At 50.6% G+C, this 13,181-nt stretch carries 10 protein-coding genes; 2 read left to right on the forward strand and 8 right to left on the reverse strand.

Annotated elements, in window-relative coordinates:
- Positions 1–163 precede the first annotated feature (163 nt).
- From QN379_RS13760 to urtA, 8 genes are all read right to left on the reverse strand, one after another.
- Entirely contained in the window at positions 164–460 is a 297-nt protein-coding gene (locus QN379_RS13760) for an FmdB family zinc ribbon protein (protein WP_323506881.1), read from the reverse strand.
- A 90-nt stretch (positions 461–550) separates the two neighbouring features.
- On the reverse strand, positions 551–1,723 hold the full coding sequence (gene fmdA, locus QN379_RS13765; protein WP_322233078.1) for a formamidase: 1,173 nt from the start codon (positions 1,721–1,723) through the stop codon (positions 551–553).
- Between the two features lie 84 nt (positions 1,724–1,807).
- Positions 1,808–2,830, reverse strand: a complete 1,023-nt coding sequence (locus tag QN379_RS13770) for an aliphatic amidase (RefSeq protein WP_323506882.1) — start codon at positions 2,828–2,830, stop codon at positions 1,808–1,810.
- A gap of 84 nt (positions 2,831–2,914) precedes the next feature.
- Positions 2,915–3,604: an urea ABC transporter ATP-binding subunit UrtE gene (urtE, locus tag QN379_RS13775; protein ID WP_323506883.1), complete on the reverse strand. Its 690-nt coding sequence runs from the start codon at positions 3,602–3,604 to the stop codon at positions 2,915–2,917.
- A gap of 21 nt (positions 3,605–3,625) precedes the next feature.
- Positions 3,626–4,390, reverse strand: a complete 765-nt coding sequence (gene urtD, locus QN379_RS13780; RefSeq protein ID WP_322233084.1) for an urea ABC transporter ATP-binding protein UrtD — start codon at positions 4,388–4,390, stop codon at positions 3,626–3,628.
- Positions 4,387–5,601 carry an urea ABC transporter permease subunit UrtC gene (gene urtC, locus QN379_RS13785; RefSeq protein ID WP_322233086.1) on the reverse strand — a complete coding sequence of 405 codons (1,215 nt, stop codon included), beginning with the start codon at positions 5,599–5,601 and terminating at the stop codon, positions 4,387–4,389. Before urtC ends, urtD begins: the two co-directional genes overlap by 4 nt.
- A 31-nt stretch (positions 5,602–5,632) precedes the next feature.
- Positions 5,633–6,550, reverse strand: coding sequence for an urea ABC transporter permease subunit UrtB (gene urtB, locus QN379_RS13790; RefSeq protein ID WP_322233088.1), 918 nt, complete (start codon positions 6,548–6,550; stop codon positions 5,633–5,635).
- Positions 6,551–6,731: 181 nt separating this feature from the next.
- On the reverse strand, positions 6,732–8,000 hold the full coding sequence (gene urtA / locus QN379_RS13795) for an urea ABC transporter substrate-binding protein (RefSeq protein WP_323506884.1): 1,269 nt from the start codon (positions 7,998–8,000) through the stop codon (positions 6,732–6,734).
- Positions 8,001–8,624: 624 nt separating this feature from the next.
- On the opposite strand from urtA, the gene QN379_RS13800 reads away from it, so the two are divergent.
- Both QN379_RS13800 and QN379_RS13805 read left to right on the forward strand, forming a co-directional pair.
- A complete protein-coding gene (locus QN379_RS13800) occupies positions 8,625–12,143 on the forward strand; it encodes an ATP-binding protein (RefSeq protein ID WP_323506885.1) in 3,519 nt (1,172 codons plus the stop codon).
- Positions 12,127–13,134, forward strand: a complete 1,008-nt coding sequence (locus tag QN379_RS13805; RefSeq protein ID WP_323506886.1) for a response regulator — start codon at positions 12,127–12,129, stop codon at positions 13,132–13,134. Before QN379_RS13800 ends, QN379_RS13805 begins: the two co-directional genes overlap by 17 nt.
- The last annotated feature ends 47 nt before the right edge of the window (positions 13,135–13,181 follow it).

The raw sequence follows: 13,181 nt of genomic DNA on the forward strand, positions 1-13,181 counted from the left end.
GAGCAGCTTTGACACTGCAAAATAAGAACCGTTCGCCAGAATCAACACAACGCTACCGCTTTGTCTGCACCCTAATGTAGAGGTTAATTGATAACATCACATCAGCCCGCAACGACGCAACCAAATGTCGTCGGCACGCCTCAATACGATCTTCCATTTCAGTTCAGGTATCACAAACACTGCAATTAAACCCTTTGCAATTATGTAAGACACTGCTGGGTGCGGCACCTGCATGTGCACCCGGACCACCAGCGACCATACCCGCCAATTGCTCGGCACCGTTCCGAGGTTTCCAACTGTGCGTCGTCTTTAACGCGACATGGCCGCCGCTTAATAATGGGGTTGCATTGGTCTGTTGCTGGCAATAAGGACAGCCAATATCGTTGCCCAAAGCCTGCAAACGCAGCAACTTCTCAAATATGCCATCGCAATGGCTACAGCGAATATCGTAAAGCGGCATTGTATTTTCCCGTCATGTCAGGTCTGTTATCTCACCGAATAGCGCCGCATCAACGGAGATGCGGCGCTCGGTGTCAATCAATCAAAGCGACTATCTTCCCCAATAAGCTTTGTCGTTCAACATGCCTTTTGGCGTGATGTCCTGGTCAAAAATGGAGGTCGGTAGCGACACCGTGCACGCGCAGTTAGGAATATCGACGATTCCGCCGATCCGCCCTTCTACCGGCGCTGCGGTGAGCAACATATAAGCCTGGCTACCGGTATAGCCAAAGTGTGTCAGATAGTCGATTGCCTTGAGACAGGCCTGACGATAAGCGACCGTCGCATCAAGATAATAGTTGACGCCGTTCTCCACACTGATACCTTCAAAAGTCAGCCATTGCTCGTAATGCGGCTTGACAATACTCGGCATAAAAATCGGTGACGAAATATTATATTTCGCCATACCGCCTTTGATAAGATCGAAACCGACGTGACTGACGCCATCCATTTCAATGGCGCCACAAAAACCGATCTCGCCATCACCTTGCGAGAAATGTAAATCGCCCATCGAGAAACCAGCGCCCTTAACATACACGGGGAAGAAAATACGCGTGCCAGCCGATAAATCCTTGATGTCGGTGTTGCCGCCATGCTCGCGCGGCGGCACGGTGCGCGCTGCTTCTCGTGCCATTGCATCGAACTTTGCACCACTCAAACCACGCAAAACAGCAGTGCTAGGATCAGGCGGCTTTGCCAGCCCTTTGGCAGCAAGTGGCGCTTCGCGCCGGTTCCATTCGGCCAGCAAATCGTGCGACGGCAAACAACCCATCAAGCCAGGATGCGTCAGGCCCGCTATCCGAACGCCGGGAATATGGCGCGAGGTCGCATACAACCCTTTCAAATCCCAGATCGCTTTGTCGGCATTGGGGAACATATCGGCCAGAAATCCACCGCCATTCTCTTTTGCAAACACACCTGAAAAACCTACCGGCGTAATTGGCTTAATGTCGAGTAAGTCAATCACCAAGAGATCGCCTGGCTCTGCTCCTTCAACATAAAAGGGGCCTGTTAATGGATGCGCGCGCGTCAGGTCAACGTTCTGTACATCCGACACGTCATCATTATCTTTAATCTGCGCATCGAGAAAATCGAGTGATTCGATCATGATCGATTCACCGGGTTTTACCGAAGACAAAAAGGGAATATCCGGATGCCAGCGGTTATGCCCAAGTTCCGCTTGTTCTGCCAGCGGCACGCCAGGTTTAATTTTGAAATGTTGCATACGTATCTCCTTATCGAGTGACAGACGAAAATGTTAAATAAAGAAAAAAAGTAGGAATGGCGTGTACGACCCGAAGCCAAAAAACTAGCTATTCGGAATACCTTCAATCGGACACTCCGCAGTTCCGGCGGTGGTACGTGTAAGTGCTTCTGCCTGGCGCCGTGCGGCCTGCGGATCATTGACCCAGGTTTTATAGAAATCGAACGGACAATCGGCAACGCCTTCAGGTGCTTCGCCGGAATTGATTTTTCCGGTATAACCACGGTGTAAAAGTTTGTACAAATGGTTTTGCGATTGCCAGTTCCGCCGTGCATCGCGAATCTGGCTGACTGATAATTCGGCGTATTGAATCCCCATTTCTTCGGTGCCGCATTCGCCTAATGTGCGTCCGTCAAACCCGACAATGGCAGAGTGACCGAAATACGAATACACGCCATCGAAGCCCGTCGCGTTGGCGACGGCCACGTAGATGTTATTCATCCACGCCATACATTTGGATACCATTACTTGCTGCTCTTTCGCTGGATACATGTAACCCTGGCAGCGCACGACTAACTCAGCACCTTTCATCGCGCAATCACGCCAGATTTCCGGATAATTACCGTCATCGCAAATAATCAGGCTAATTTGCAAACCCTTTGGGCCTTCTGAAACATACGTTTGCTCGCCCGGATACCAGCCTTCAATCGGTGTCCAAGGCATGATCTTGCGATATTTTTGTACGATTTCACCGTGATTGTTCATCAAAATCAAGGTGTTGTACGGGACCTTATTCGGATGTTCTTCATGCCGCTCACCTGTCAGTGAAAACACACCCCAGACATTCGCAGTGCGGCAAGCCTGTGCAAAAATATCGGTCTCTTCCCCGGGAATGGTGGAAGCGGTCTCCATCATTTCGGTCGGGTCGTACATGATGCCGTGACTGGAATACTCAGGAAAAATGACCAGATCCATCCCTGGTAATCCCTGCTTCATACCCACCACCATCGCCGCAATATTGCGCACGTTATCCAACACTTCTGCTTTTGTATGTAACCGCGGCATTTTGTAATTCACCACTGCGACGCCAACCGCATCTTTGCTTCCTGAAATATCGCCGTGTCTCATCGTGCGCTTTCGTTGATTGGAGGTAATGAAAAAAAATAAATGACTTCGTTAGTCTGCCTGGCGACTAGCAAATTAGTTAGGGACTTAAACCGATAAGTAGCGACTGATCGTGGCTGCATCCACTCGATCCCTGGTGTCTTCGTACACCAGATTTCCTTTGTCGATGACCAGAAAACGATCAGCAATCTCCATCGTGAAACTCAGCACTTGCTCTGAAACAATGATGGTCAATTCACGTATTTTTCGAATCTCTTTGAGACTACGTGCGATATCTTTGATAATCGATGGCTGGATACCTTCGGTTGGCTCATCCAGCAACAACACTCTTGGATTAGTTGCCAGCGCGCGGGCAATCGCCAGTTGCTGTTGCTGACCGCCAGACAGATTTCCGCCCTTGCGGCTGCGCATATCGAAAAGCACTGGAAACAACGCATACAACTCTTCCGGGACCCTTCCCTGCGCAGCGGCTGGCAACCCGGTCTGGATGTTTTCCAATACTGTCATCCCAGGAAAAATCATGCGCCCTTGCGGAACGTAAGCAACGCCGCTGGCAACGCGCTGATGGCTTTCCATTTTGGATAACTCCACGCCATCGATCTGGATGCTGCCGCCACGTGTCGGCAGAATTCCCATGAGCGTTTTGAAGAGTGTAGTCTTGCCCATACCGTTGCGGCCCATGACTGCCACTATTTCCTGTTTGGCGACGCGCAAGTTGATGTCATGAATGACCTGGCTTTGGCCATAACCGGAAGCGAGATGCGCAACATTAAACATAGTCAATCCTTTGGTAAGAAATCAGTGACCCAGATACACTTCGATCACTTTGGGATCGGCCTGGACCGACTCCATGCTGCCTTCGGCAAGGATTTTTCCCTGATGCAGGACGGTCACTTTATGGGCGATACTTTTAACGAATTCCATGTCATGCTCGATGACAAGCACAGAACGTCCCTTGCTGATGCGACCCAACAACTCTGCGGTCTTTTCACGTTCTGATACGCTCATCCCGGCGACTGGTTCGTCGAGCATCAACAATTCCGGTTCTTGCATCAGCAGCATGCCGATTTCCAGCCATTGCTTCTGTCCGTGCGATAAAAGGTCAGCTTGCATGCTTAAATACTCTTCGAGAAAAATATCGATGGCAACCGCCTCAACGCGCTCAATGACATCAGCGCTACGCTTGAACACCAATGCGCCAAAGACTTTTCGACCGCGAGGAAACGAGAGTTCCAGATTTTCAAATACGGTGAGATTTTCATAGATCGATGGCGTCTGAAATTTGCGTCCAACGCCAGCTTGCACAATCTCGTGTTCGCGCATTTTTGTCAGTTCACGATTCTTGAACTGAATGCTTCCAGAAGTCGCTTGCGTTTTGCCACAAATTAAATCCAGCACGGTAGTCTTTCCTGCACCGTTCGGTCCGATGACGACCCGTACTTCATTGCGCTGCACGTACAGATTTAACTTATCGACTGCGGTGAAACCGTCAAATGAGACGGTCAAATCTTCAATGGCGAGGACCGGATGTTCGGTGGATTCAAATCCTATCGGGTTACTCATTTCAACACCTCCAGATTGCCACCGTCAGAATTGGCTAGCGTGCGATCAGATGTCGGTATGACAGAGTTTTTCTTCACTGGCACAACTACTGGCGTTGGGAGTAACGATTCTTTTACGGAACGGCGCGGCATCAGTTTTAATAGCCATTTTTTACCGTGACTGTCATATAGACCAGCAAGACCATTTGGAAAATACATCACAACAACGATGAACAGTCCACCCATCAGGAACAACCATAATTCAGGAAACGTTTCAGAAAAGAAGGTCTTCCCAAAGTTGACCAGCAAGGTGCCATACACTGCGCCCAGCAATGACATACGACCGCCCACTGCTGCATAGATCACCATTTCGATCGATGGCACAATACCGACAAAGGATGGCGACATAAAGCCAACCTGCAGCGTGAACATTGCGCCACCAATCGCGGAAAAGAGTGCAGCGACACAATATACAAATATTTTAAAACTGGCGACGTCGTAGCCGGAGAAACGCACCCGCTCTTCTTTGTCACGCATCGCCATTAACAAACGGCCCAATTTGGACGTCAGGATAATGCGACCAAACACCACGCAACTCAGCAATAGTCCAGCATTGACGAAATACAACATTAACTTTGCCGAGTCGGTGCGAATATCCCATCCCAGCATCGTCTTCAAATCCGTGATGCCGTTAACGCCGCCGGTCAGGCCTTGCTGTCCGATAATCAGAATAGACAGAATGGCGGCTATTGCCTGCGTCACGATGGAGAAATAGACGTCTCCAACGCGTCGCTTGAACATGGCGATACCGATTATCAACGCCAGTAATGTTGGCACGATCAACACTGCCAAAATAGTAAAACTGAGGCTATGGAATGGCTTCCACATCATTGGCAATTGGGTGATCTGGTTCCAGTCCATAAAATCTGGAATGCCGGGTGTCGACTGGATTTTTGTGCTGATGGGATCAGATGCTTCAAGTTTCAGAAACATCGCCATGCAATAGCCACCCAAACCGAAGAATACGCCCTGCCCCAAACTCAGGATGCCACCATAACCCCAGCACAGCACTAAGCCCACGGCGACGAAAGCATAAGTCAGATATTTGCCGACCAGATTCAGACGAAAACTATCAAACAAGAGGGGAAACACCACTAACAACAGTACACCGAGTATCAGCAGTCCGATAGCACCGGATCGACCGCCCAACAATTTTTCGTATACCGTATTCATATTGCGCCTTTGTACGATTGGAAGGGCACGCTTATTTGCGCAGCCGGGCAGAAAACAGACCTTGCGGACGCAACATCAGGATCAGGATCACGGCCGATAAGGTCAACACCTTGGCCATCGAACCGGTCAGGAAAAACTCGGCTGTGGATTGGGTCTGGGCAATCGTGAAAGCCGAAGCGATGGTACCAATGAGACTTTGCGCGCCGCCAAAAACTACTACCAGAAAGGTGTCCACGATATACAAGGAGCCACTAGTCGGGCCAGTTGAACCAATCGTCGTGAATGCGGCGCCAGCGATACCGGCTACGCCACAACCAAGAGCAAAGGTGCTGCGATCAACCTTGCGCGTATTGATGCCGACAGCACCACTCATCACACGGTTCTGGACCGTAGCGCGTACTTGCAAACCCCAGCGCGAACGGAATAACAGCAGAAAGATACCACCGGTGAGCAACAGGGTTAATCCCATGATGAACACACCGTTGATAGGAATATCGATATTCGAGGTCAGCTTGAAAGAACCCATTAGCCATTCCGGCAGCGTGGCGCTGACTTCCTTCGCGCCGAACACTGAACGAAACGTTTGCTGCATCGCCAGACTTAATCCCCACGTTGCCAGCAAGGTATCGAGCGGACGTTTGTAGAGTCGACTGATCATCAGCCATTCGGCCAGATAACCAACCGCATAGGCCACAACAAACGATAAAACAATCGCGCCGAAGAAATAGTACGGTTGAAGGCTGGGTGCGTATTGGGTGGTTAATTGGGACAGCAAATAAGTGACGTAAGCGCCAATGGTAAGGAACTCTCCGTGCGCCATATTGATGACGCCCATCTGCCCGAAAATGATTGCGAGACCAAGTGCCATCAGCAGTAGCACGCAAAAAACCGATAGGCCGTTAAAGCCCTGCATGACAAAGACGGCACCGAATTCGGATAGTGAGACCATGGTGACTCCACGTGAATAAAAATTTTTCGTAACCTGTTTCCGCTTGCTGAGGCTTGCTACGGTTGTGAAAAAAGTCTAATGACAAAATCGGGTACGGAATATTCAAGTTTCAGATCTTGATTGCCCGGTGCGCAATCCTGCACCGGGTAATCGATATTAAGAAAAATAAACTATGCGTGGATTATTGATAGCCTTTTGGGAAAGGATTTGGCTCAATCAGATCAGACGTATAGACCACTTTGAACTGACCATCTTTTTGCGCTTCGCCGATCAGCGTTTTGCTCCACAGATGATGATTCGGATGAATTTTTACGGTGCCTTCAGGTGAGGCTTTCAGCTCTATTCCAGGCGAAGCGGCAACCACTTTATCGACATCAAAACTACCCGCTTTTTCGACTGCCGCTTTCCACAACCAAGGGCCCAGATAGGCTGCTTGGGTGACATCGCCGATAACCGCATTCGGACCGTATTTTGCTTTGAATTCGGCGACGAATTTTTTGTTCGCCGGATTGTCGAGGCTTTGGAAATACTTCATCGAAGCGTAAAAGCCTTCAACGTTTTCACCACCAATGCCGAGCATTTCGTCTTCTGTGACTGAAATGGTTAGCAGGTTTTGAGTCTTGGCGGTGACGCCAGCGGCCTTCAACTGCTTGTAAAACGCCACGTTACTTCCGCCGACCACGTCAGCGAAGATGACATCCGGCTTTTTCAGTTTGATTTTGTTAATCAAAGAGCCGAACTGCGTATTTCCCAGTGGATAATATTCTTCGCCAACGACTGAGCCCTTGAGCACGTTTTCGATATGTTTACGCGCAATTTTGTTCGACGTGCGTGGCCAGATATAGTCAGAACCAACGAGGAAGAAGGTTTTTGCTTTCTTCTCTTTAGCTACCCAATTTAGGCCAGCAAGTACTTGTTGCGTGGCTTCCTGCCCGGTATAAAACACATTCTTCGATTGCTCAAGGCCTTCATAGAAAGTCGGGTAGTACAACAGACCGTTTTCTTTTTCAAAGATCGGTAATACGGCTTTGCGTGAGGCGGAAGTCCAGCAACCGAATACCGCGGCAACGTGATCGTTTTGCAGTAATTTTTTGGCTTTCTCAGCAAAGGTCGGCCAGTCGCTGGCACCATCTTCCTGGATGATCTTGATCTTACGTCCCAGAATTCCACCAGCGGCGTTGATCTGATCAATCGCCAGACGTTCGGCCTGAATCGAACCAGTTTCGCTGATCGCCATGGTGCCGGTGGCCGAATGTAACTGACCGACGGTAACTTCAGTGTCGGTAATCGCCAGCTTGGTCGTGTTGACTTTAGCCGTTGGAAATTGTTGCGCAAAAACGGTCAACGGCAGCGCCATCGCGGCACTGGCAGCCAATCCCAATAACATCTTGCGACGTTGAGAAGAAGCGACGGTTGAAGATGTACGACGCGAGGATGGACTATGCGGCATGCGGTGCTCCTTGTTAGACGGTTAGGGGGCGAGAGTTATTTTTGGGCTTTGAGCTTTTGAGCTTTTGGGCTTTTTTCGCTGTTCGGCTTGATCCAAATAGCGCGTTACGGATTGAAGAGTAAGTTCTATACTGCATTGCAACAATAAGTCATTTAACTTAGGCGGGAGTTACGTAAACGCGCACCAGCTGCGTTGTGCTTTCCTTGCCGTACTTGCGTCCTGTCTGCGTCGGCACGCCTTGCTGGGACGCGTTTGCGTAACTCCCGCGGTCTATTTGTGAGATTTATAAAAGCTCGCCTGCGGCATTGCTTTCCTACACGATGACTGGAATTAGTGAGGGCAAGTTTTACAACGGGTGTACGTCGCCCGTCAGCGATTTTTATTACAAAAATCTACACTCCCGCACTGAAACAGTGCACAGCTCGTTCGACAAGAAGGCGCTGCGCACTAAGTCCCTTAAAAAAACATACAAAACCGCTCATCTCTACGTCAAATGACGTATAAATCCTGGCGGTGTCTGGTGTGGAAATTGCTTATGGTTATTGACAAATTTATCCCTTGGCAGCGATTGGTCGGCTTTAGTCTGAAAACTGTCGCTAACGCATAAGAAGAGAAGCACACGACGTGAAAGCTCCTGCATCACAGCGCATCGTTAAAGTCCGGCGCGATTACAATACTTGGGTCGCTAACGAGACGCTGGAAGATTACGCGTTGCGATTTACGCCTCGGTCATTTCGCAAATGGTCGGAATTTCGGCTGGCAAATACTGCTTTGGGTGCGGTGTCATTTCTGGCGCTTGAGGCTATCAGCGGGTCGATCACGCTGAATTATGGATTCACGAATGCGTTTTGGGCCATCATTTGCGTGACCATTCTGTTTTTTCTGACTGGTTTGCCGATCAGTTATTACGCTGCAAAGTACGGCGTCGATATGGACTTGCTGACGCGTGGCGCAGGATTCGGTTATATCGGCTCGACCATCACGTCACTGATTTACGCTTCGTTTACGTTTATATTTTTTGCACTGGAAGCGTCGATCATGGCGCAGGCGGTCGAGCTCTATTTCGGACTCCCTGTGGTGCTGGGTTACATCGTCTGTTCGTTGATTATCATTCCGATGGTGACCTATGGCATTACGCTGATCAATCGTCTGCAAATGTGGACGCAGCCAGTCTGGATCACGCTGTTAGTGTTGCCGTATATCGCCGTACTGCATAAAGAACCGGATGCGATTTCAAATTTGATGTCCTTTGCCGGTCGTGCTGAAGACGGTACGGGATTCAATGTCATGTTGTTCGGTTCAGCCGCCACCGTGGCGTTTTCGCTCATTGCGCAAATCGGTGAACAGGTCGACTTTTTGCGGTTTCTGCCAGAAAAGACTCCCGCCAATCGCGTACGCTGGTGGATCGCTTTGTTACTTGCTGGTCCCGGCTGGATCTTGATCGGTGCAGCCAAGATGTTGGGTGGCGCGCTGTTGGCCTTTCTGGCGATTCAACATGAAGTGCCGATGGATCGGGCAATTGAACCAACCCAAATGTACCTGATTGCGTATCGCTATGTATTTTCTGATCCTGCGTGGGGATTAGCCGCGGTCGCGGCGTTTGTGGTGGTGTCACAAATCAAGATCAATGTGACGAATGCGTATGCCGGTTCGCTGGCGTGGTCGAATTTTTTCGCCCGCCTGACGCACAGTCATCCGGGGCGTGTCGTGTGGTTAGTATTCAATGTTCTGATCGCGGTGTTGTTGATGGAACTTGGCGTCTTCAAGGCGCTGGAGCATGTATTAGGTTTGTATTCATTGGTGGCGATTTCGTGGATCGGTGCGGTCGTGGCAGATCTGGTGATTAACAAACCGTTGGGGCTGAGTCCGCCGCATATTGAGTTCAAACGCGCGCATTTGTATGACATCAATCCGGTCGGCGTCGGTGCGATGCTGTTGGCGTCGATATTGGCTGGCATTGCAATGGCAGGCGTATTTGGGCCTGTGGCTAAAGCGCTTTCGCCGTTCATCGCATTGTGCAGCGCGATGCTGATTGCGCCGGTGATCGCATGGTTAACCAAAGGGCACTATTACATTGCACGACCTAATATCTTGTCCGACTTACCAACCAATGCATTGACCGAAAACGCCCCCGAGCAACGCGAATGCGTCATTTGCGAAAAACAATTCGAAACCCCTGACATGGCGCACTGCCCGGCCTATCAGGGCGCGATTTGCTCGTTATGCTGTTCGCTGGATGCCCGTTGCAATGATCGCTGCAAGACCGAATCGCGGATGCCGGATCAGATTCTACATGCGATGCGCGCCGTATTACCGATGCGCTTCACCAGCAAATTGAATACCCGGATTGGGCATTATCTGATTGTTTTCGGTCTGCTATCGGCTGGGCTGGCGTTGATTTTGTGGACGCTGTATTACCAGCAACTATCCAGCCTGACAGCCCCGCTCAACGTTGCAATGACGGCATCAACTGGCACGCCCGATTCTATGGCTAGCGTTTTTATCAAGTTGTTTTCGGTATTAATTGTTGTGACTGGCGTCGGCACGTGGTGGCTGATTCTGACCAACGAAAGCCGCAAGGTGGCGCATGAGGAGTCGGAGCGCCAGACTAATCTGTTATTGCAGGAAATCGAAGCCCATAAGCACACTGATGCCGAATTGCAGCGCGCCAAAGAGGCGGCGGAGGCAGCAAATCTGGCGAAGAGCCGCTTCGTCACCGGCATGAGCCACGAACTGCGCACGCCGCTTAACAGCATTCTCGGCTATGCGCAGATTCTGCAAATGGACGCTGCGCTGCCAGCGGGGCGTCGGGATGCGGTGAGTGTGATTCGTAGCAGCGGCGAACATCTGTTAAGTTTGATTGACGGGCTGCTCGATATCGCCCGGATCGAAGCTGGCAAAATGCGCTTAGCTTCCGATGAAGTGCCGCTGAGCGAATTTTTAGATCAAATTGTCGACATGATCGCACCGCAAGCCGCACAGAAAGGCTTGCAGTTTCAGTTTGATAAAGCGGAACGGTTGCCAGAAGTCGTTCATGCCGATCAGAAAAGGCTACGTCAAATTTTGATTAACCTGCTCGGTAATGCGGTGAAGTTTACGGATAGTGGTGGCGTCGTTTTACGCGTGCGTTATGTCAGGGAAATGGCTTATTTCGAGATTATCGATACTGGTATCGGAATTGGCGCTGATGATCTGACGCGCATCTTTCTGCCGTTTGAACGCAGCAATGCGGCCAATCTGCGGGATGATATCGGCACTGGTCTGGGTCTCGCGATCAGCAGCATGTTGACGCACATCATGGGCGGTCAACTCACTGTTAACAGCGAACCTGGTCGCGGCAGCACGTTTCAATTAAAAATCTATCTGCCGAGGGTGAATGTGCCGCGTCCACGCTTAAAGTTGGAAGATCAAATGTCTGGTTATCGCGGAGCCAGAAAACGTATACTCATCATCGACGATCATGCTTCGCAACGCGCCGTGCTGCATGCGATGCTGTCACCGCTGGGTTTTATCATCGCACAAGCGGAAAGCGGCGCAGCGGGATTGGCGGCCATTGCCGTGGCGGCGAGTGCCGAGGCGGCGGGTGTCGGGCAACTGCCCGATTTGATCTTGCTTGATATTTCGATGCCGACGATGGATGGCTGGGCGGTATGTCAGACGATTCGTGCACGCGGACATGCCGACTTGCCAGTCATTATGGTGTCGGCCAGCGCCATTGACAGCGGACCGGGACGTCAGGAAGCAATGCTGCACACCGACTTTGTGGCAAAGCCGGTGTCGTTCAATGAACTACTCTATAAAATCCGCCTACATCTTAAACTGGACTGGATCGCGGAGGAACCGAAAATACCAGAACAAAGTACGCAAGAATCAACACCGCAAGTTCAGGATAAAGTTAAGCCTGAAGTACCAGCCAAGGTGATGTTTCTGACGCCATCGCAAGAAAAACTTGAAACCTTGCTGGCGCTGGGCGAGATCGGTTACGTCAAAGGTATTCTGCGACGACTAGATGAAATCGCGCAGCAGGATGCGTTGTATTTGCCATTCACCAGCGACATGCGTCGGCTGGTAAAACGGTTTCGGCTCAATGACTTTAACAACCGTATTAAGGAGATGATGCGTGAGGATGTCGACAAGGTTTGACCGGCACGTGGTGTTGATCGTCGACGATATGCCAGACAATCTGGCACTGTTGTCGGATGCATTGGACGACAGCGGCCATATCGTTCTGGTTGCCACCGATGGTGCCAGCGCGTTGGAGCGTCTGCAACGCATTACGCCAGATCTGATCCTGCTGGATGCGGTGATGCCGGGCATGGATGGCTTTGAAACGTGCCGGCGCATCAAGCTGTTGAAGCATGTTGAGCACGTGCCTGTAGTGTTCATGACTGGCCTGACGGAGACCGAACATGTGATCAAAGGGTTTGAGGTTGGTGGCATTGATTACGTCACCAAGCCGATCCGACCGCAGGAAATCGTCGCTCGCATCGGCGCGCATATTAAAACGGCGCGCATGATGTCCCAAACAAGGGGCGCAATTGATGCGGCCGCTAATGCGGTGATCGTGCTTGACGCCAATGGGGCGCCGCTGTGGCAATCGAGCAAGGCGTCACATTGGCTGGAAAAATACTTTTCAGTCGCCGCCGATCACACACGGGTTTCCAGACTGCCGTCTCAAATGCAATTCTGGCTCAATGAAAACCTTGTATTGGAACGACAAAACGGACCAGCCACGTTGCCGTCAATGCCTTTTCAGCCGTTAGTATTGAAGCGTGACGACGAGGAATTGCACATCCGCCTGGAGAGAAATGCGCGCACCGGAGAATTGACCCTTTTGCTGGAAGAAAAGAGCGTCGTGCCCGCAGATAACGCCCGTATTCCAAGCCTGCTGGAACTCACCGGAATAGGCGGAGTCAACGCAGCGCAGCGAGAGCAATATCGTTTGACGCCGCGCGAGACGGATGTTCTTAACTGGCTGGCAAAAGGCAAAACCAACCGCGACATAGCGGAAATTCTGGGGATGAGTCCACGTACAGTGAACAAGCATCTTGAACACATTTTTATCAAGTTAGGGGTAGAAACACGCTCTGCCGCAGTCGGTATGGCAATCAATCATCAATGTCTCAGCCATTGATCGTTAGATTGCAGACTTACTACTTACTAACTTGCTAATTCACTGAA

It is taken from the genome of Glaciimonas sp. Gout2 (assembly GCF_035018905.1).
Lineage (GTDB): Bacteria > Pseudomonadota > Gammaproteobacteria > Burkholderiales > Burkholderiaceae_D > Glaciimonas.